The sequence below is a fragment of the Ruegeria sp. BG10 genome (assembly GCF_056538575.1).
Genome location: NZ_JBQFTI010000001.1, coordinates 1,829,476 through 1,846,507, shown reverse-complemented (window position 1 = coordinate 1,846,507; position 17,032 = coordinate 1,829,476). Strand labels below are relative to the sequence as shown.

Below are 17,032 nucleotides of genomic sequence, written 5' to 3'. Positions count from 1 at the left end.
CTCCGGTTAGTTCAGCGACGCGCAAAAGCGCTGAATACGGGTGCAAGCTTCTGTCAGCGCCTCGTCCGAGGTTGCGTAACTGACACGGAAGTTCGGCGACAGGCCAAAAGCCGCGCCAAACACAACGGCGACGTCTGCCTCTTCGAGCAGCGCGGTGGCAAATGCCTCATCCGAGTCGATCACCGTTCCGGCAGGTGTCGTTTTGCCGATCAGTCCGGCGATAGACGGGTAGACATAGAACGCGCCTTCGGGCGTCGGGCAGGTGATGCCTTCTATGTCGTTCAGCATCCGGACAACCAGATCGCGGCGACGTTTGAACGTATCGTTATTCGGGGCCAGAAATGCCTGCGTGCCGTTCAGCGCCTCAACCGCGGCCCATTGGCTGATCGAACAGGGGTTCGATGTCGACTGAGACTGGATCTTGCGCATCGCGGCGATGATCTCGACGGGACCGGCGGCATAGCCAATGCGCCAGCCTGTCATGGCATAGGCCTTGGACACGCCGTTACAGGTTAGCGTGCGGTCAAACAGGCCGGGCTCAACCTCGGCCGGGGTGCAGAACTCGAACCCGTCATAGGCGAGGTGCTCGTACATATCGTCGGACATGATCCAGACCTGCGGGTGCCGCATCAGCACATCGGTCAGGGCCTTCAGTTCGGCCCGGCTGTACCCCGCGCCCGTGGGGTTGGACGGCGAGTTGAAGATGAACCATTTTGTCTTCGACGTGATCGCCGCCTCAAGCTGATCCGGGGTCAACTTGAAGCTGTTATCCAGCGTCGTTTCAACGACCACCGGAGTACCCCCTGCCAACAACACCATATCGGGATAGCTGACCCAGTAAGGGGCGGGGATAATGACCTCGTCACCTTCGTTCATCGTCGCCATAAGGGCGTTGTACAACGTCTGCTTGCCACCGGTTCCGACCGAGATTTGAGCGGGCGCATAATCCAGACCGTGGTCGCGCTTCATCTTGGCGCAGGCGGCCTGTTTCAGTTCGGGGATGCCGTCAGGGGCGGTATATTTTGTCTTGCCGGCCGCAATTGCGGCAACGGCGGCATCCTTGATGTTCTGCGGCGTGTCGAAATCGGGTTCCCCCGCGCTCAGGCCGATAACGTCGCGTCCCGCGGCCTTCAACTCGGCCGCTTTGGCCGTCATCGCGATCGTAGGCGATGGTTTTACGCGTGACAGTGTCGCAGACAGGAAACTCATGGACGGCCTCGGTTTGTATGTTCAGCCTGTCTGTCATAGGGTGCGCCCGAATGACGATCAAGCGATATGAAGAATGGAATTGGAGAGCCCGATGAACGACGAAAACGACTGGTATGGACCGGACGCAGCCACATTCGGGGATCGCCTGGCAGGCGCCCGCGAAGCGGCCGGTATGACGCAGTCGCAGATGGCCCGTCGTCTGGGCGTCAAGAAGGCAACTATTGCAGCGTGGGAGAATGACCTGTCCGAGCCGCGCGCGAACCGGCTTTCGATGATGGCGGGCATGGTCAACGTTTCCATCATGTGGCTGCTGACCGGTGAGGGCGAGGGCATGGACGCCCCGCAGGAGGCCGATGAAGGCGTTCCCGAACTGGCAGAGGTCGTGGCCGAACTGCGATCCATTCGCGGCGAGATGCGCGCCAGCGCCGAACGTGCGGCTAGGCTGGAAAAAAAGCTGCGCCTGATGCTGGAGAACGGCCAGTGAGCGAACCCCGGGACATACGGGTCAAGCGTCTGAAGATGCGATCTATGCGGCGCGGCATCAAAGAGATGGACCTGATCCTGTCGGCCTATGCCGAACGGCATCTGGCCAATATGGACCCTGCCGGGCTGGATACATACGATGCGTTGCTGCACGAGAATGACCAGGATCTGTATCAGTGGGTGACGGGGCAGGTCCCACCACCCGAAACCTTCGCTGACCTGATTTCCGATATCGCGCAGACGTTTCAAAAATAATGGAAAAACCCGCTTAACCGATTTTTCGGGATTTCGATTCATTCTGCCTGAAACAGCGCGATTGAATCGGAGGATCGGATGAGTATCGAAATGCAGGTCTCCGCGCCCGGAACCAAGGGGTTCATGACCAGCTATCTTGAGGCGCTTGCCCTGGTTGAGCGGCTGCACCGCCTGCTGCTGGACGTTATCAAGGATGAGTTCGAGCGCGTGGGCGTGCTTGAGATCAACGCTGTGCAGGCATTGCTCTTGTTCAATATCGGCGATCACGAGGTCACGGCGGGTGAGTTGAAAAGCCGGGGCTACTATCAGGGCAGCAATGTCAGTTACAACCTCAAGAAACTGGTCGAGATGAGGTATATGCACCACCAGCGATGCGAGATCGACCGACGCTCGGTCCGGGTCAGGTTGACGCCGCGGGGCCGGGAAATCCGCGATATCGTGGCCGAGTTGTTCGCGCGCCATGCCGAAGGGCTGCAAAGCCGCGGTGTGCTGGGGCTGGAAGGGATTGAGGATATCACCACTTCATTGCGCCGGGTCGAACGGTACTGGACCGACCAGATCCGCTATATCTACTGACCGATGACGCTTGGGTCCGCCTTCATAGGACAGGACAGGTCCCTGAAGTTCCCGTAACAGTTTGCGGGCCATCGCGTCCTCATAGGCTTCGAAACCCAGCGCGACCTCGACAAACGCATTCGGACCCAGGATGACCCAGGCGCGGTAATAGGCCGACAGCTCGCCCACCTGCACATAGCGTGTGTCACCATTGTTGGGATCGTCCGCCCCGATTACCAATCCGTTGATAGTGACACCCGACAGCGAGAGTGTGTTTTTAACGTCCCGCGGGTGGGGGCCAAGGTTGTGTTTTCCGTCGCCTGACAAATCCAGCGTGCGTTTCCAGCATGCGGCCTGTTGCGACAGCAACTCAGCCCCGAACAGCATGGCAGATCCAAGCGCGGTTCCCTGCGGCGCGGCGCTGCGTCTTGTGTTGCGCAACATCGCGCCGATCCGTTCCAGATCCTGGATGGATCGCAGATCGGTCCAATTCAGCAATACGCGCTGGTGGCCGGTCTCGCTCCACTCATAGATCGCTAGTCGGATAGGGGCGGCAGCGTTGGACAGGATCAGCTGCGCGACGTCGGGCCGCTGCAGCGCGGCCGCCAGCCCATCCAGTTGCAGGCGGTATTCACCGCTGTCCACCGACCCGGAGACGTCCAGACCCAGCGCCAGCGCCTGCCGGCATTCCGATGCCGCCGAACCTGCGGCCAGGCTGAGGACGAATGCCAGGACCCGTATCATTTCTGCCCATCGCTATGCAGCGCCCCGATTTGCAGACCTTGCAGTTCCCGTTCCAGCTTGCGCCGCATGGCGCGTTCAAAGTCCTCGAACCCCTGCGCGATTTCAAGAAAGGCACCGGGTCCGTGCAGGACGTTGTTTTCGAAGAAGGGGATCAGGAACAGCTCGCCCTCGAAATCGGCGGCATTGATGACCAGCCCGTTGACCACCGTGTTTTCAAACGGAAAGTGCCGATAGGCTGAATCCGGTCCGTAGCCATCATTGTTCGATCCGTCACCGGACAGGTCGATGGTTTGGAACAGACAGCCTGGGGCCTGCTGCATCAGCGTGGCCCCAAAGGCCAGCGCATATCCCATGGCCGTGGCCGAGCCGCTGTCGGACCGCACCGATTGCTGGACGGTTGATGCCGCCAACAGCAGGTCGGCTTCAGAGCGGATCATCGTCCAGTTCAGAATGACACGCTGGGTGGTGCGGCCGCTCCATTCATACACCGCCAGAGCGACGGGCATGGGGGAGGAAAAGAACGCCTCTGTCACCTCGGGCGCGATCAGCGCGGCGGCCAGACCTTGCCGTTGCAGGGTATCCTCGGTCGCGTCCACAGATGTCGAGATATCCATGGCAAGCGCCAGAGCCAGGCGGCAGGTCTCGGCCCGAAGGGGGCTGGCCAGCCCGGCCAAACCCAATGTCATCAGCCAGCGGATCACCAGTGGCCGGTGCTTTCCATGCTGGCCCAGGGTTCGGCGGGTTTCAGCGCCTCGCCGTTCTGCAGCAGCTCGACCGAAATATTGTCGGGGGACCGCACAAAAGCCATGCGCCCGTCCCGCGGCGGGCGGTTGATCACGACGCCGTTGTCCTGCAGGTGTTGGCACATCCCGTAAATGTCATCGACGCCATAGGCGAGGTGTCCGAAATGGCGGCTGTCGCTGGGCAGCGCGTCGTCCCCGTCCCAGTTGTAGGTCAGTTCGATCGGCCGGTCTTCCTGCCCTGGGGGCGCCATGAAGATCAGCGAAAACCGCCCGGCTTCGCTGTCATACCGGCGGGTTTCCTTCAGCCCCAGCAGTTCATAAAACGCCATCGACTTTTCCAGATCCTTCACGCGGATCATGGTGTGAAGATATCTCAGCCCCATTGCGGCTTCCTTTCTGTTCAGGTGACGCGATGCAGCTTAGCGCGCCGGTCAAGGGTGTCGAGAGGCCGCGCGGACACAATTTGGAAATTGCAGAATTCGTCGCACATATCGCGGTTCCGGTCCGAGAATTGCCGAGATATAGTGGCAGGCGACTCATTGCTGGAAAGGAAATTTCATGCCGCTGTCCTCTGACCAACTGGCCGAGATCGAAGCGCAACGGGCGCAGTCGTATCCTACACGCCGCGTTGTGGCTGCGGGGATGGAAGACCACCTGTATTCGGCGCATCAGGTGCTGGACCATGGATTTGTGCGCGTGATCGACTACATGGGCGACGACGCGGCGATTTGCCAGGCGGCGCGGGTGTCCTACGGCAAGGGGACCAAATCGGTTCAAAACGATGAGGGGCTGATCCGCTATCTGATGCGCCACTGGCACTCGACCCCGTTCGAGATGTGCGAAGTCAAGTTGCATGTCAAGCTGCCGGTCTTCGTGGCCCGGCAGTGGATTCGCCACCGCACCGCTAACGTGAACGAATACTCGGCCCGCTATTCGATACTGGACCGCGAATTCTACATCCCGGCGCCGGACCATGTCGCCGCCCAGTCCGAGGTCAACAATCAGGGCCGGGGTTCGGCATTGGAAGGGGAAGAGGCCGCGCGCGTGCTGGACATTCTCAAGGCCGACAGCGCGCGCTGCTATGACAACTACGAAGCGATGATCAGCCAGGACGGCCAGCAGGGGCTGGCGCGGGAACTGGCACGAATGAACCTGCCGGCAAACATCTATACCCAGTGGTACTGGAAGGTCGATCTGCACAACCTGTTCCACTTCCTGCGCCTGCGGGCTGATCCGCACGCTCAGTACGAGATCAGAGTCTATGCCGAAACCATGTGCAGGATCGTCGCCGACTGGGTGCCCTTCGCCTACAAGGCGTTCGAAGATTACCGCCTGGGCGCCGTTAACCTGTCTGCACAAATGGTCGACAGCCTGCGCAGAATGCTGGCCGGAGAGACGGTGACGCAGGAAAACTCCGGTATGACCGCGCGGGAATGGCGCGAGTTCGAGGCCGTTATTCGCGAAGGATAAAAAGCAAAGCGCATATCGTTTGTCTATACGGATTGTCATGAAGATGTTACATTCAACTCATGACAATTTCTGCCGCGACCCGATCCGCTTGCCTTGTCCTGATGCTGGCAGGGCCAGCGGTTGCCAAGTCTCCGATTGCCGAGGTGATCTGCGAGCCGACGCCGCGCATGCACGAGAAACTGACGCGCCAGTTCGGCTCGGAACGCGCTGCAACCGGGGTGCGGGGACCGGAGCAGGTGATGGAGGTCTGGACCAGCAAGTCCGGCGACTGGACAATGGTGGTGACCTACGCCACGGGAACGTCCTGCATCGTGGCGATGGGTCAACACTGGCACATTCATGCCGGGAGCGACCCGGCACGAGGGTAAGGTTTCAAACCTTTGAAAATCGGTCAACGGCCGGAAATTGGCCGTCAACCTGTTTTGGGGCCCCGCGGAAAACGGGGTGATTTACAGTGGCTTCAAATCAGCTGCCATCTGGCGGCCGTCGCGCCCGTCTTGCAACTCATACGAGACTTTCTGATTGTCAGCGAGCCCGGTCAGACCGGATCGTTCTACGGCCGAGATATGAACAAAAACGTCCTTGCCGCCCTCATCAGGGGCGATAAACCCATAGCCTTTGGTGGTATTAAACCATTTCACGGTGCCAGTTGGCATTTCCCGTGTCTCCTTCTACTTACACGTTGTCCCACATAATTGGTGGGGGTAGTGATTGACGCCGCCGCAACACGTCACTGTATCGCCCACACGATACGGCCCGAATTGCGTGTTTCGTCTTTTTCAACATTGCACGGTGAAGTAAAAAATCAAGAATTACCGGAAGACACAGGCAAATTTGCCAAAAATTGCCCCAAAAACAGGAGCTGTCCGAAAATGCGCCTTTATGGTCTGAAGACCTGTGATACTTGCCGTAAGGCTTTGAAATCCCTGCCGGATGCCGAGTTTGTCGACGTTCGAGCGGACGGCGTACCAGAATCCGTTCTGGAACAGGCCCTGGAGGCGTTCGGCGGGGCTTTGCTCAACACGCGCTCTACAACCTGGCGTGGATTGGACGAAGAACAACGCACGCGGCCACCGTTAGAGCTGCTTGTCGAACACCCGACTCTGATGAAGCGGCCTTTGATCGACCAAAGTGGCACGCTGTTTCTGGGCTGGGGGCCTGAAACGCGGGCGGGTCTTGGCGTAGCGTGAACGGGTGCTTATCTGATTTGGCGCAAGAAAGAGGTTTTGAATGCGTAACGCAGCTATGATTCTGGGTGTCATTTCCGGCTTGATCGGAATGATCGTGGGCTTTTTCGGCTATGGCTATGTCGAACTCATCGACCGTTTTGGCGAGATCGAAGGCGTGGCCGAGCAGGTCGACAACGCTCAGCTCATTCAGGCGGCGTCCATCATCGCCCCGTTGCTGGCCATCGCCGGGGGCGCAATGGCCCATGCGCGGGCACTGATCGGTGGGGTATTGCTGCTGATTTCGGCAGCCGGGATGTATTACGCGTTCGGGTTCAATGTCTTCACAATGTTCCCGGTTGCTTTTGCGGCCGTGGCGGGCCTGCTTGGGCTGGCCGCGGGTAAACCGGACGAGCCCAAGGCACATTTCTAGATCATTTGATGCGCAGGATCCGGTCAACCGACAAAGGGCCTGCGCCATTGATCACAATCACCGCAAGCAGAAACGACCACAGCGTCCGATCGTCCAGCAAACTCACGTTGTTGGTAAAGTAGCTACCCAACTCAGTCCCGTGGCCGTTGACATCCACGATGGTCTGCACCCAGACAAAGGCGATCATGCCCAGTGCTGCGAACCGGGACAGAAGACCAATCACAATCAACGCTGGCAGCAGAAATTCCGCCCATGTTCCTGCGACCGCAATGGCCCAATGAAAAATCCCCAGTTGAGAGCTGTCATAGCTGACGGCTTCCATCGCCTTGGGAAAGATCTGCACGTAGGCGCCATCCGACGGAAACAGAAATCCGAAAATGCCGTTGCCGAGCTTGGTCGTTGCCGAATTCCAGTAGTAAATCAGCAGAGTCGCGGCAAAGACCAGTCGGGCCAGAGTGGGCGTCAGCCAGCCGGAGGTCATTTCCAGCCTTCCCAGGGTGTTGTTGTGAAGAGAGATCAGGGCAGTCATGTTGCCAGCCTTTCGATAGTCACAGTGGTTATTGCACCGCCTTGCAAAAGCAGCGCCAGAGTGGCCCCAAGGTCGAATTCGGGGAAATTGGTGGCCGTTTGTTCAAATGCTTCGCCGATGGCTTGCCCGGACCGAAGCCCTTCGATCCAGTCCGCGCCGCCTTCGGGCAGGAGCTGCGGAACTGGATCATAGTCGGGCCGGGTGATCAGGACATCCTCGGGGCCCGGTGCGGGCTTAGGCGCGTCGTCTTCCGTGTTAAAGCGCCAGACGGAAAACACCGGCCATTGCGAGCGCAAAACCTGCATCGACGGCGCAAATTCCAGCTTTGCCCGCATGATATCTTCTGGCGGCACGTCCAGAGCATCGGCGGGCGCGGGCGGGCGGTCCGCCGCGTGGTATGACCGGCGCAATGCAAGTTCCAGCCGCGCGACATCGGCGAGGTAACCCAGATGGGAAAGCTGATCCATCCCGGCCAGGAAGTCGGGAAATTCGTCGCCGTAAAACATCATCAGCGGCGAGGAAGGCGGGTGCTTGCGCAGAAAGATGCCAGCCAGCCCGTCCATGTTCTTGGGGCCCAGCAGCTTGGTGATGACCGGAAAGGCCTGATGCATCGCCTCGGTCAGAGATACTGCGACGTTGTTGCGGTAGACACTGAACCGACGCCCGGCAGGTTGCGCGGCAGCATCCAGAAGGCCCTCGGGTATCGCGGCAGCCGGGTCCAGCAACGCGGCGTGGAAGGTTGATTGCGAAACGCTCATGCCGGAACCCGGTTCAGGGCCGACTGCGCGCGGTCGGCTTCGGCCCGCAAGACAGGCCAGTCGGGTACATCGGTGTCCCATTCGATCAGAACGGGTCTGGGTCCGGACCGCTCCAGCACATAGTCGAGCAGCGCCCAGACCGGATCGACGACTTCGCGCCCGTGGCTGTCGATCAGCAGAGGGTGGCCGTGGTCGTCCTCGTCCTCATCATGGCCGCCAAGGTGGATCTCGCCCACTTTGTCCAGCGGATAGGCGTCGATATAGCTTTGGGGTGAAAAATCCAGATTGGTTGCGGATACGAATACGTTGTTCACGTCCAACAGCAAACCGCACCCGGTCCGCCGTGCGATTTCGCGCAGAAAATCAGGCTCGGACCATGTGCTTTCTTCAAATGCCAGATAGCTGGACGGGTTTTCCAGCAACATCTGCCGCCCCACGGTTTCCTGTACCAGATCGATATGCTCGCAGATGCGGGTCAATGTTGCGTCCGTGTAAGGCAGGGGAAGCAGGTCGTTCAGGAAGTGGCTGTCATGGGTCGACCAGGCCAGATGTTCCGAAAAGCTGGCGGGGTTCAGCCAGCCGACCAGATGTTTCAGACGGGCAAGGTGATCCTTGTCCAGCGGACCTTCGCCCCCGATCGACAGGCCCACACCGTGAACCGAGATTGGAAACTGTTCGGACAGATGGCGCAGTTGTGCGATGGGGCGGCCACCGTCGCCCATGTAGTTTTCCGCATGAATCTCAAGCCATGCCACGGGGTGCGCATGATCGAGAACCTCGGAAAAATGCTGGGGCTTGTAGCCGACGCCCGGCGCGGCGGGCAGTCTGTTCTCTCTGGTTGTGTTGTCCAGCATGTGCGTCTTCCCCAATCACGACAAAGAGGCGGGCGTTATTGCCCGCCCCTTCGGTTTTTGAAAACTCAGGCTTATGCAGGCAGGTCGCGATCCAGCGGCTCAAGCGAACCTTTGCGGGCCGAACCATCGGCTGCTTTGGGCAGGTCGATATCGGCGCAGGTGCCGGCATCCACCAGGGTCCATGCGTTGCCCTGATAGTCAACGGTCGAGGTGCCCGCGCAGGTGGTGCCGGGGCCGGCAGCACAGTCGTTCTGACCGGCCAGCGAAATGCCATAGCATTTCTCTTTGGCCTGTGCGGTGGCTGTTGTGGCTGCACCGGAAACGGCTGCTGCAACTGCGCTTGCGATAACCAGGGTTTTTGCGGTGTTCGACATCTCGGTAATCCTTTTGGTGACTGCGTATGTCTGCTTGTGACAATGACAAAGGTAATGGTTGAACGGCCACAGTTAAATTCACGAGCCCGTGTCTCACAACCCCGTCAGGACATGTCATGCCCCGTTGCAGGTTAACAAATTGTTTTTGAAAAGAAAAAGGGTAATTGTTTCAATCCGGCCCCCAAGCCGGGGCCGGATTTCGGGCAATTTGCCGCCGAATGTTACAGCAGGTCGGGCGGGGTCGCCGCTCTGGACAGCTCATTTGTTACAGCGTCAAGCGACTGAACCTGTGTCTGTTTTTCACCCAGCCTGCGGACGCTGACCGTGCGGTCTTCGACCTCGCGGTGACCAACGGCCAGAATGACCGGCACTTTGCCGACCGAATGCTCGCGAACCTTGTAGTTGATTTTCTCGTTGCGAATATCGGCCTCGGCCCGGACACCGGCTGCCTTCAGGGTTTCGACCACCTCAAGGACGTAATCATCCGCCTCGGACGTGATTGACGCGACAACGACCTGACGCGGGGCCAGCCAGAAGGGCAGCTTACCGGCGTGTTCTTCGATCAGGATACCGATGAACCGCTCGAACGAGCCCAGGCAAGCGCGGTGCAGCATATAGGGGCGCTGTTTGCTGCCATCTGCAGCAATATAGGTCGCGCCCAACCGTTCAGGCAGGTTCGGGTCAACCTGGAAAGTGCCGCATTGCCACACCCGGCCGATCGCGTCCGTCAGGTAGAAGTCCAGCTTGGGTCCGTAAAAGGCACCATCGCCGGGTTCCAGAGTAAAGTCCCGGCCGGTGGCCTTGATCGCAGCTTCCAGCGCGCCTTCGACGTGATCCCAGCTTTCGTCGCTGCCTACGCGCTTTTCAGGCCGGGTGGCGAACTTGATCTCGAACTGTTCGAATCCGAGATCCTGGTAGACGCTTGCCAGGAAATTGATGAACTTCGCGCATTCGGCTTCGATCTGGTCCTCGGTGCAGAAGATATGCGCGTCGTCCTGCGTGAAGCCGCGCACGCGCATGATGCCGTGCAGCGCGCCCGACGGTTCATAGCGCGAGCACGAGCCGAACTCAGCCAGCCGCAGCGGCAGGTCGCGATAGGACTTCAGACCCTGATTGAACACCTGCACATGGCAGGGGCAGTTCATGGGTTTCAGCGCGTTGATCGCCTTTTCCTTGGCATGTTCCTCTTCGACTTCGACGATGAACATGTGTTCCTGATATTTGTCCCAGTGGCCCGAGGCTTCCCACAGCTTGCGGTCGACGACCTGCGGGGTGTTGATCTCGCGATAGCCATCGGCGCGCTGCTTGCGGCGCATGTAGTCCTGAAGCTGCGTGTAGATGGTCCAGCCGTTGGGGTGCCAGAAGATTTGACCCGGGGCCTCTTCCTGCATGTGGAACAGGTCCATCTCGCGCCCCAGCTTGCGGTGGTCGCGCTTGGCGGCTTCTTCCAGCATGTGCAGGTGAGCTTTCAGCTTTTCCTTGCCGGTGAAAGCAACGCCGTAGATGCGCTGAAGCATCGCGCGGCTGCTGTCACCACGCCAATAGGCGCCTGCGATGGACATCAGCTTGAACGCGTCACCCGGCACCTGACCGGTGTGCTGCAGGTGCGGGCCGCGGCACAGGTCCTGCCAGTCGCCATGCCAGTACATGCGCAGCGGCTCGTCGCCCGGAATGGCTTCGATCAGTTCCACCTTATAAGGCTCGTCATTGGCGGTGTAGAAATCGATCGCACGCTGGCGGTCCCAGACCTCGGTGGTCACGGCGTCGCGCTTGTTGATGATTTCCTTCATCTTTTTCTCGATGAGGCCGAGGTCTTCGGGCGTGAACGGTTCGGCGCGGTCAAAATCGTAGTACCAGCCGTTTTCGATCACGGGGCCAATGGTGACCTTGGTATCAGGCCAGATTTCCTGCACGGCGCGGGCCATGATATGGGCCAGGTCGTGGCGGATCAGTTCATTGGCCTGAACCTCGTCCTTCATGGTGTGGATGGCGATTTCGGAATCGGATTCGATGGGCCATTGCAGGTCCCAGTGCTGGCCGTTCACGGTGGCCGAGATGGCCTTTTTCGCCAGCGAGGTCGAGATGTCGGCAGCCACCTGCGCGGGCGTTACGCCTGCGTCATAGGATCGTGCATTGCCATCGGGAAAGGTGAGTGAGACGGATTTTGCATCCAGGGCCATATCGGCTCTCCTCGTCGGTTTGGCGCCCACTGAACGCCCGGTTGCGGGTTATGGTGTCCGGCTGATTTGGCAGGCGGCTGCCTGCGTGTCAAGTACGGAAGCGAGGGGCGCTGCCCCTCGCGCTCCCCGAGGTATTTTTAGCCAGATGAAGCGGGATCCGGGAATTGCACTTGGGGTGGGAGCGTGCATGATGTTGCAAAAGGAAGAGGTTTTCATGGCAGTGGCGGAATTTCTGGAGACACCGCAGGGGCGGCGGCTGGCCTATCACAAAAGCGAAGGTACCGGACCAACCATCGTTTTTCTGGGCGGGCTGAAATCGGACATGGAGGGCACCAAAGCTGTGCATCTGGAGGCCTGGGCGCAGGCGCGCGGGCAGGCGTTTTTGCGGTTCGATTATTCCGGCCATGGCGAAAGCTCGGGCACGTTCGAGGAAGGCTGTATCGGCGACTGGCATCAGGACACGGTGGCGGCGGTTTCGGAACTGACCGAAGGACCGTTGATTGTTGTCGGTTCGTCAATGGGCGGGTGGCAGGCGCTGCTGCTGGCCAGGGCAATACCGGATCGGATCGCCGGTATGGTCACCATCGCTGCCGCGCCGGATTTTACCGAAGACGGGTATTGGGCGTCGTTCAGCGCGGAACAGAAGGCGGCACTGGAGTCCGTTGGCCATGTGGAATTGCCCTCGGATTATATGGAGCCTTACGTCATCACCAAGCGGATGATCGAGGATGGGCGGCAGCAATTGGTTTTGCGGGAGACGCTGACTCTGCCTTTTCCGGTTCGGTTTCTGCAAGGCACGGCGGATACTGCGGTATCCACTGAGACCGCCATTCGGCTGCTGGAACATGCGGGCGGGCCAGACATGCGGTTGCTGCTGGTGAAAGATGCCGATCACCGGTTCTCGGACGGGCCGTGCCTTGGGGTGATCGAAAGCGCGGTACTTGAAGTGATGGGGGCACAATGATCAGAGTTATCGGAAAGGTATTGGGGCGGCTTATTCTGGCGTTGGTGGTCGTGGGCGGGCTGGTCTACTGGTTCGGGCCGCGAGAGGAAGTGAACCTTCATCCGCGCTTTGATCCGGCAAAATTCGGCGAAGGCGTTCAGGTTTACTTTGAAAGCACAGAGTCCGCGTTTGACGACATCGTGCCCGGTGTTGAAAAGCGGGTGATCTGGCAAGACGGATTCCAAGAACGCCGGACACCTGTCTCGATCCTGTATGTGCACGGTTTTTCCGCCTCGTCCGAGGAAATCCGACCGGTTCCCGATCTGGTCGCCGAGGCGCTTGGGGCCAATCTGGTCTATACCCGGTTGCTGGGGCATGGTCGTTCGGGCGACGCGATGGCCGAAGGCACGGCCTCGGGCTGGATGCAGGATCTGGCCGAAGGGTTGGCGGCGGCGCGGGCCGTTGGTGACAAGGTTGTCGTTATCTCAACCTCAACCGGCGGGACGCTGGCCGCCGCGGCAGCGCTGGACGACGAACTCAGCCAGGACGTCGCCGGCATGGTCTTTGTCTCGCCCAACTTTGGCGTCAATGCACCGGGCGCATGGATTCCGGGCCTGCCATGGGCCCGGGACTGGTTGCCTGTGTTGATGGGGAAGGACCGGGATGTATCCGGCCCGGACCCGGAGAAGAACAAATACTGGTCGGCGGTCTACCCGTGGGAGGCCGTTGTGCCGATGACGGTGCTGGTTGACGTGGTCTATGCGCTGGACTTTTCGGGGGCGCAGGTGCCCGCGCTGTTCTGGTTCTCGGACGACGATCAGGTTGTGCGCCCTGACCGAACCCACAAAGTGGCTGAGGTCTGGGGTGCGCCCGCAACGGTCGAACTTGTGACAATGGGATCGGGGGACGATCCCATGGCTCATGTCGTGGCGGGCCGGTTGATGTCACCGGGTCAGACAGAAGCCGCGGTGGCCGGAATTCTCGCCTGGCTTGACGGGCTGGGCGTGCGGTAACAGGGGCGGTCGATGCGCAAACCGGGCAGCATGTGGAGCCTTGAGACGCTTGGCCGCGTGCGCCTGTCCCGGCACTTTTTCATGCGCGATTTTCTGTATTCGGAAATCGGAAATTTCCACATGGTGCAGAACCTCCCCGACAACCCTGACCTTGCCATCGAAACGGGCAGGGCGTTCTGCCAAACCCTGCTTGACCCCTTGGAAGAAACGTTCGGACGGGTGGCGGCCAGGTCAGGGTACCGGTCGGCCTCTCTGAACAGGTTCGGGAATGAGAACCGCCTGAATTGCGCGCGAAACGACAATCCGCTGGAGTGTCATATCTGGGACCGGGGCGAAGGCGACCAGCGGATCGCCGGGGCGTCTATCGTCATCCCCTGGTTTGCGGATCAATACGAGGCCGGGCGGGACTGGCGTGATCTGGCCTGGTGGCTGCATGATCATCTGGACTATTCCGAAATCTGGTTCTTTCCCAAACTCTGCGCCTTCAACCTTGTCTGGCGGCCCATACCCCACCGCCGGATCGATAGTTACATCGCACCTCGGGGTTGCCTGCTGCGCCCCGGCGCAGAACCGGGCGAGGACCTTGGCACCCGGCGCAAACGCTATGCGGACTTTCCGGGTTTTCGGGGGATCGCCTATCCCTGAACTTTCACTTGCCCGCGCATTCAAAACCTCTCATCCTGTTGAAAAAGACGTCCGCCCCAGAGGTCGAATTTTAGGAGGCCCCGCGTGATCGAGCCGCTGGTTTTGCTGCCCGGACTGATGTGTGATGCCCGGCTTTTCGAACCCCAGATTGTCAGCCTGTCGCGACAGCGCGCGGTCACGGTGGCCCCGATATCAAACGGCGAACGGATCGAGGAGATAGCGTCCAGGCTGCTGGATCAACTGCCGCATCGTTTTGCACTGGGCGGCGTGAATATGGGCGGTGGCGTCGCGCTTGAGATCATTCGCCGGGCACCGGATCGGGTGTCGCGCCTGTGCCTGATCGCGACAGATGCACAGGCCGATACGCCTCAGATCGCGGCCTCGCGCGAGGAGTTGATGGTGGGCGCCAAGGCGGGCCGTCTCGAAGATGTCATACGCAGGATGATCGGGTCGGACACTCTGGCCCCCGGACCGCGGCGCATCCCCATTCTCAACACGGTCATTGATATGGCGCTGGATCTGGGGCCGGACGTGTTCGCGCGCCAGATGCGCGCGCTGCAACGCCGGCCTGATCAGCAGGGGGAACTGCGCCGTATCAACGTGCCGACCCTGATCCTGTGCGGGGCGCATGACACGCTGACACCGGTCAGAAAACACACTTTCATGGCAGGGTTGATACCCGGAGCGCAACTGCAAGTGATCGACGAGGCAGGGCACCTGCCGACCCTGGAAACGCCGCAGATCGTGAATGGCGCGCTTGAGGCGTGGCTGACCACCCCCGGGCAAGTGTCTTACGGGTAAAGCGCCGCCCGCTCGGATTTGCTGAGGATGGTAGGGCTTGCCACCGGATCGCCGGTCTGTGGATCGAAAAAGGGGGTCTTTTTCCAGCTTCCGGACAGCCGGGATTTCGCCGTGCGCGTCAGTAACCCATATACCGCGGGCCAGGGTTTCTCATGCGATTGTTTGCCGTCGGGTTTCGGGACAAAACCGCGGGTGGTGACGGGGCCGAGCCCGTCGGGTTCAGGTATCCGTTTGACGATGAACCCGGCAAAAGGGAATTTCGGCGTGCGCGAGGTTGTCGCAATCGGTGCGTTACAGCACGCGGCGTACCATCGAAGCATCCCTTTGGGGCTAAGCTGCATCAGCGCTAGATGTTCCGCCCCGGCGTCGATCTGAATCTCTTCAGGGATCATCTGAAAAATCTCGACCGGGCCGGGGGCCGGATCGGGCTGTCCGAAATACAGCTGGGCGGCGCGGCAATCGTGGCAAAAACACTCAACATGCGTGCCGGTTCGTACGCCATTCGCCGTTATGCGTCCGCGTAGAGACCCGCAATCACAGGAGAATTCGGTTTCCCTTGGTGCCTTTCCTCCCACGGGGTTCAGGCCACTTTGTTCTTGTTGGCTGCCCGGCGAGGCGGTTTGCGCGTGTTGGCGTTCATGAAGTCGATCACCAAAGGCCGGATATTGTCGCGCCAGCTGCGGCCCGCGAAGATACCATAGTGGCCTGCGCCCGGCTCGACATGGCTGGCTTTTTTGGACTCTGGCAACCCGGTGCACAGGTCAAGGGCGGCGATGCACTGACCCGGGGCGGAAATGTCGTCATTTGCGCCTTCGACCGTTTTGACCGCGACATCGGTGATTTTTCCGATATCGACCTTGTGACCGGCCACCACAAACTCGTTGCGTGCGATTTCACGCTTTTTGAACACCCGTTCGACCGTCGACAGATAGAATTCTGCGGTCATGTCCATGACGGCCAGATATTCGTCGTAGAAACGGTTATGCGCATCGTGGTCCGAGGCTTCACCCCGCATGACGCGCTGGATCTGGTCCGAAAACGCCTGCGAGTGGCGGTCAGCGTTCATTGACATAAACGAGGCCAGTTGCAACAGGCCGGGATAGACCATGCGGCCGACGCCTTTGTATTTGAAACCAACGCGCTGGATCATGGTTTCTTCCAGTTGTCCCATTGTCACGCGACGGCCAAAATCGGTTACGTCGGTGGGGGTGGCATCCGGGTCGACCGGACCGCCGATCAGGGTCAGGGTGGTTGGCTGCGCCTTGGGCTCGACCTCGGCCAGATAGGCTGTCGCGGCCAGCGTCAGCGGCGCGGGCTGGCATACCGCAACAACATGCGTATCCGGGCCAAGCGCCTTCATAAAATCGACAAGGTAAAGCGTGTAATCCTCGACATCGAATTTGCCTTCGGACACGGGAATATCACGCGCATTATGCCAGTCGGTAACGTAGACTTCGCAATTGACCAGCAGGCTTTTGACCGTGGATCGCAGCAGGGTCGCATAATGGCCCGACATCGGCGCCACCAGCAGAACCTTGCGGGGCTGTTCCTCGCGGCCGTTCACGCGCACATGGACGAGGTCGCCAAATGGCCGTTCCATCACCGGAACAATCTCAACCAGATGGTCCTTGCCGTCTTCGCAGGTATAGGTGCGAATGCCCCAGTCGGGCTTGACCACCATGCGCTGAAAGGTGCGTTCGGTCACTTCGCCCCATGCGGCCATCATGCTGAACGCGGGGTTGGGAACCATAGAAAACAAGGGGTAAGAGGCCATGGCACTGGCAGTGGCACCCATCCATTGGTTCGTGTTGCGCATGGTTTCCATAAGATCGTAAGTGATCATATAGCGCATAAAATGGGTCTCCTGAGTGTCAGTC

Annotated in this window: 23 protein-coding genes; 11 read left to right on the top strand and 12 right to left on the bottom strand. The window is 59.9% G+C overall.

Translation table 11 applies throughout. From position 1 onward, the window contains the following. Positions 1-6: 6 nt before the first annotated feature. On the bottom strand, positions 7-1,209 hold the full coding sequence (locus tag ACR0D8_RS09155; RefSeq protein WP_480645839.1) for a pyridoxal phosphate-dependent aminotransferase: 1,203 nt from the start codon (positions 1,207-1,209) through the stop codon (positions 7-9). 91 nt (positions 1,210-1,300) lie between these two features. Here ACR0D8_RS09155 and ACR0D8_RS09150 point away from each other — a divergent pair, with 91 nt between their 5' ends. The 3 genes from ACR0D8_RS09150 to ACR0D8_RS09140 all read left to right on the top strand — a co-directional run bounded on the left by ACR0D8_RS09150 (position 1,301) and on the right by ACR0D8_RS09140 (position 2,523). Next, positions 1,301-1,693, top strand: a complete 393-nt coding sequence (locus tag ACR0D8_RS09150; protein ID WP_475162025.1) for a helix-turn-helix domain-containing protein — start codon at positions 1,301-1,303, stop codon at positions 1,691-1,693. Continuing rightward, on the top strand, positions 1,690-1,947 hold the full coding sequence (locus ACR0D8_RS09145) for a succinate dehydrogenase assembly factor 2 (protein ID WP_480645838.1): 258 nt from the start codon (positions 1,690-1,692) through the stop codon (positions 1,945-1,947). Before ACR0D8_RS09150 ends, ACR0D8_RS09145 begins: the two co-directional genes overlap by 4 nt. Positions 1,948-2,025: 78 nt before the next feature. Continuing rightward, the gene (locus ACR0D8_RS09140; protein WP_480645837.1) at positions 2,026-2,523 is read left to right on the top strand and encodes a MarR family winged helix-turn-helix transcriptional regulator; all 498 of its coding nucleotides are present in this window, start codon (positions 2,026-2,028) and stop codon (positions 2,521-2,523) included. Here ACR0D8_RS09140 and ACR0D8_RS09135 read toward each other — a convergent pair. Genes ACR0D8_RS09135 through ACR0D8_RS09125 form a run of 3 tightly spaced genes read right to left on the bottom strand, consistent with a single transcriptional unit; the run spans position 2,470 to position 4,372 of the window. Next, on the bottom strand, positions 2,470-3,246 hold the full coding sequence (locus ACR0D8_RS09135; protein ID WP_480645836.1) for a DUF1194 domain-containing protein: 777 nt from the start codon (positions 3,244-3,246) through the stop codon (positions 2,470-2,472). The two genes, ACR0D8_RS09140 and ACR0D8_RS09135, sit on opposite strands and share 54 nt — an antisense overlap. Continuing rightward, positions 3,243-3,947 (bottom strand): DUF1194 domain-containing protein, encoded by a 705-nt coding sequence (locus ACR0D8_RS09130; protein WP_480645835.1) that lies wholly within the window; start codon positions 3,945-3,947, stop codon positions 3,243-3,245. Before ACR0D8_RS09130 ends, ACR0D8_RS09135 begins: the two co-directional genes overlap by 4 nt. Beyond that, on the bottom strand, positions 3,944-4,372 hold the full coding sequence (locus ACR0D8_RS09125; protein WP_475162012.1) for a VOC family protein: 429 nt from the start codon (positions 4,370-4,372) through the stop codon (positions 3,944-3,946). The genes ACR0D8_RS09130 and ACR0D8_RS09125 overlap by 4 nt, the downstream gene beginning before the upstream one ends. Positions 4,373-4,547: 175 nt before the next feature. Here ACR0D8_RS09125 and thyX point away from each other — a divergent pair, with 175 nt between their 5' ends. Beyond that, positions 4,548-5,459: an FAD-dependent thymidylate synthase gene (gene thyX / locus ACR0D8_RS09120; RefSeq protein WP_475162011.1), complete on the top strand. Its 912-nt coding sequence runs from the start codon at positions 4,548-4,550 to the stop codon at positions 5,457-5,459. A gap of 59 nt (positions 5,460-5,518) precedes the next feature. Beyond that, positions 5,519-5,827, top strand: a complete 309-nt coding sequence (locus ACR0D8_RS09115; protein WP_480645834.1) for a hypothetical protein — start codon at positions 5,519-5,521, stop codon at positions 5,825-5,827. Between the two features lie 81 nt (positions 5,828-5,908). Here ACR0D8_RS09115 and ACR0D8_RS09110 read toward each other — a convergent pair whose 3' ends face one another. Continuing rightward, positions 5,909-6,115 carry a cold-shock protein gene (locus tag ACR0D8_RS09110; protein ID WP_008758035.1) on the bottom strand — a complete coding sequence of 69 codons (207 nt, stop codon included), beginning with the start codon at positions 6,113-6,115 and terminating at the stop codon, positions 5,909-5,911. A gap of 216 nt (positions 6,116-6,331) precedes the next feature. Here ACR0D8_RS09110 and ACR0D8_RS09105 point away from each other — a divergent pair, with 216 nt between their 5' ends. Beyond that, on the top strand, positions 6,332-6,649 hold the full coding sequence (locus tag ACR0D8_RS09105; protein ID WP_480646398.1) for an ArsC/Spx/MgsR family protein: 318 nt from the start codon (positions 6,332-6,334) through the stop codon (positions 6,647-6,649). 40 nt (positions 6,650-6,689) lie between these two features. Next, entirely contained in the window at positions 6,690-7,058 is a 369-nt protein-coding gene (locus ACR0D8_RS09100) for a hypothetical protein (RefSeq protein WP_480645833.1), read from the top strand. A gap of 1 nt (position 7,059) precedes the next feature. Here ACR0D8_RS09100 and ACR0D8_RS09095 read toward each other — a convergent pair whose 3' ends face one another. From ACR0D8_RS09095 to thrS, 5 genes are all read right to left on the bottom strand, one after another. Continuing rightward, positions 7,060-7,587 carry a DoxX family protein gene (locus ACR0D8_RS09095; protein ID WP_480645832.1) on the bottom strand — a complete coding sequence of 176 codons (528 nt, stop codon included), beginning with the start codon at positions 7,585-7,587 and terminating at the stop codon, positions 7,060-7,062. Further along, a complete protein-coding gene (locus tag ACR0D8_RS09090) occupies positions 7,584-8,345 on the bottom strand; it encodes an HvfC/BufC N-terminal domain-containing protein (protein ID WP_480645831.1) in 762 nt (253 codons plus the stop codon). Before ACR0D8_RS09090 ends, ACR0D8_RS09095 begins: the two co-directional genes overlap by 4 nt. Continuing rightward, the gene (bufB, locus tag ACR0D8_RS09085) at positions 8,342-9,199 is read right to left on the bottom strand and encodes an MNIO family bufferin maturase (RefSeq protein ID WP_480645830.1); all 858 of its coding nucleotides are present in this window, start codon (positions 9,197-9,199) and stop codon (positions 8,342-8,344) included. Before bufB ends, ACR0D8_RS09090 begins: the two co-directional genes overlap by 4 nt. Before the next feature lie 71 nt (positions 9,200-9,270). Further along, a complete protein-coding gene (locus tag ACR0D8_RS09080; RefSeq protein ID WP_475162001.1) occupies positions 9,271-9,573 on the bottom strand; it encodes a BufA1 family periplasmic bufferin-type metallophore in 303 nt (100 codons plus the stop codon). 221 nt (positions 9,574-9,794) lie between these two features. After that, positions 9,795-11,753 carry a threonine--tRNA ligase gene (thrS, locus tag ACR0D8_RS09075; protein WP_480645829.1) on the bottom strand — a complete coding sequence of 653 codons (1,959 nt, stop codon included), beginning with the start codon at positions 11,751-11,753 and terminating at the stop codon, positions 9,795-9,797. A gap of 214 nt (positions 11,754-11,967) precedes the next feature. On the opposite strand from thrS, the gene ACR0D8_RS09070 reads away from it, so the two are divergent. From ACR0D8_RS09070 to ACR0D8_RS09055, 4 genes are all read left to right on the top strand, one after another. Next, complete coding sequence (locus ACR0D8_RS09070) at positions 11,968-12,717, top strand: alpha/beta hydrolase (protein ID WP_480646396.1); 750 nt, start codon at positions 11,968-11,970, stop codon at positions 12,715-12,717. After that, complete coding sequence (locus ACR0D8_RS09065) at positions 12,714-13,709, top strand: alpha/beta hydrolase (protein WP_480645828.1); 996 nt, start codon at positions 12,714-12,716, stop codon at positions 13,707-13,709. The genes ACR0D8_RS09070 and ACR0D8_RS09065 overlap by 4 nt, the downstream gene beginning before the upstream one ends. A 30-nt stretch (positions 13,710-13,739) precedes the next feature. Beyond that, the gene (locus ACR0D8_RS09060; protein ID WP_480646394.1) at positions 13,740-14,354 is read left to right on the top strand and encodes a hypothetical protein; all 615 of its coding nucleotides are present in this window, start codon (positions 13,740-13,742) and stop codon (positions 14,352-14,354) included. Between the two features lie 84 nt (positions 14,355-14,438). Further along, positions 14,439-15,155, top strand: a complete 717-nt coding sequence (locus ACR0D8_RS09055) for an alpha/beta fold hydrolase (protein WP_480645827.1) — start codon at positions 14,439-14,441, stop codon at positions 15,153-15,155. Here ACR0D8_RS09055 and ACR0D8_RS09050 read toward each other — a convergent pair. Beyond that, positions 15,146-15,730, bottom strand: a complete 585-nt coding sequence (locus ACR0D8_RS09050; protein ID WP_480645826.1) for a DUF6151 family protein — start codon at positions 15,728-15,730, stop codon at positions 15,146-15,148. The two genes, ACR0D8_RS09055 and ACR0D8_RS09050, sit on opposite strands and share 10 nt — an antisense overlap. Positions 15,731-15,735: 5 nt before the next feature. Further along, a complete protein-coding gene (gene phaZ / locus ACR0D8_RS09045; protein WP_475161992.1) occupies positions 15,736-17,007 on the bottom strand; it encodes a polyhydroxyalkanoate depolymerase in 1,272 nt (423 codons plus the stop codon). Between the last annotated feature and the right edge of the window lie 25 nt (positions 17,008-17,032).

Coding starts and splice junctions, on each gene's coding strand:
- ACR0D8_RS09155 (WP_480645839.1), bottom strand. CDS start 1,209: ATGAGTTTCCTGTCTGCGACACTGTCACGCGTAAAACCATCGCCTACG.
- ACR0D8_RS09150 (WP_475162025.1), top strand. CDS start 1,301: ATGAACGACGAAAACGACTGGTATGGACCGGACGCAGCCACATTCGGG.
- ACR0D8_RS09140 (WP_480645837.1), top strand. CDS start 2,026: ATGAGTATCGAAATGCAGGTCTCCGCGCCCGGAACCAAGGGGTTCATG.
- ACR0D8_RS09135 (WP_480645836.1), bottom strand. CDS start 3,246: ATGATACGGGTCCTGGCATTCGTCCTCAGCCTGGCCGCAGGTTCGGCG.
- ACR0D8_RS09125 (WP_475162012.1), bottom strand. CDS start 4,372: ATGGGGCTGAGATATCTTCACACCATGATCCGCGTGAAGGATCTGGAA.
- thyX (WP_475162011.1), top strand. CDS start 4,548: ATGCCGCTGTCCTCTGACCAACTGGCCGAGATCGAAGCGCAACGGGCG.
- ACR0D8_RS09115 (WP_480645834.1), top strand. CDS start 5,519: ATGACAATTTCTGCCGCGACCCGATCCGCTTGCCTTGTCCTGATGCTG.
- ACR0D8_RS09110 (WP_008758035.1), bottom strand. CDS start 6,115: ATGCCAACTGGCACCGTGAAATGGTTTAATACCACCAAAGGCTATGGG.
- ACR0D8_RS09105 (WP_480646398.1), top strand. CDS start 6,332: ATGCGCCTTTATGGTCTGAAGACCTGTGATACTTGCCGTAAGGCTTTG.
- ACR0D8_RS09100 (WP_480645833.1), top strand. CDS start 6,690: ATGCGTAACGCAGCTATGATTCTGGGTGTCATTTCCGGCTTGATCGGA.
- ACR0D8_RS09095 (WP_480645832.1), bottom strand. CDS start 7,587: ATGACTGCCCTGATCTCTCTTCACAACAACACCCTGGGAAGGCTGGAA.
- ACR0D8_RS09090 (WP_480645831.1), bottom strand. CDS start 8,345: ATGAGCGTTTCGCAATCAACCTTCCACGCCGCGTTGCTGGACCCGGCT.
- bufB (WP_480645830.1), bottom strand. CDS start 9,199: ATGCTGGACAACACAACCAGAGAGAACAGACTGCCCGCCGCGCCGGGC.
- ACR0D8_RS09080 (WP_475162001.1), bottom strand. CDS start 9,573: ATGTCGAACACCGCAAAAACCCTGGTTATCGCAAGCGCAGTTGCAGCA.
- thrS (WP_480645829.1), bottom strand. CDS start 11,753: ATGGCCCTGGATGCAAAATCCGTCTCACTCACCTTTCCCGATGGCAAT.
- ACR0D8_RS09070 (WP_480646396.1), top strand. CDS start 11,968: ATGGCAGTGGCGGAATTTCTGGAGACACCGCAGGGGCGGCGGCTGGCC.
- ACR0D8_RS09065 (WP_480645828.1), top strand. CDS start 12,714: ATGATCAGAGTTATCGGAAAGGTATTGGGGCGGCTTATTCTGGCGTTG.
- ACR0D8_RS09060 (WP_480646394.1), top strand. CDS start 13,740: ATGTGGAGCCTTGAGACGCTTGGCCGCGTGCGCCTGTCCCGGCACTTT.
- phaZ (WP_475161992.1), bottom strand. CDS start 17,007: ATGCGCTATATGATCACTTACGATCTTATGGAAACCATGCGCAACACG.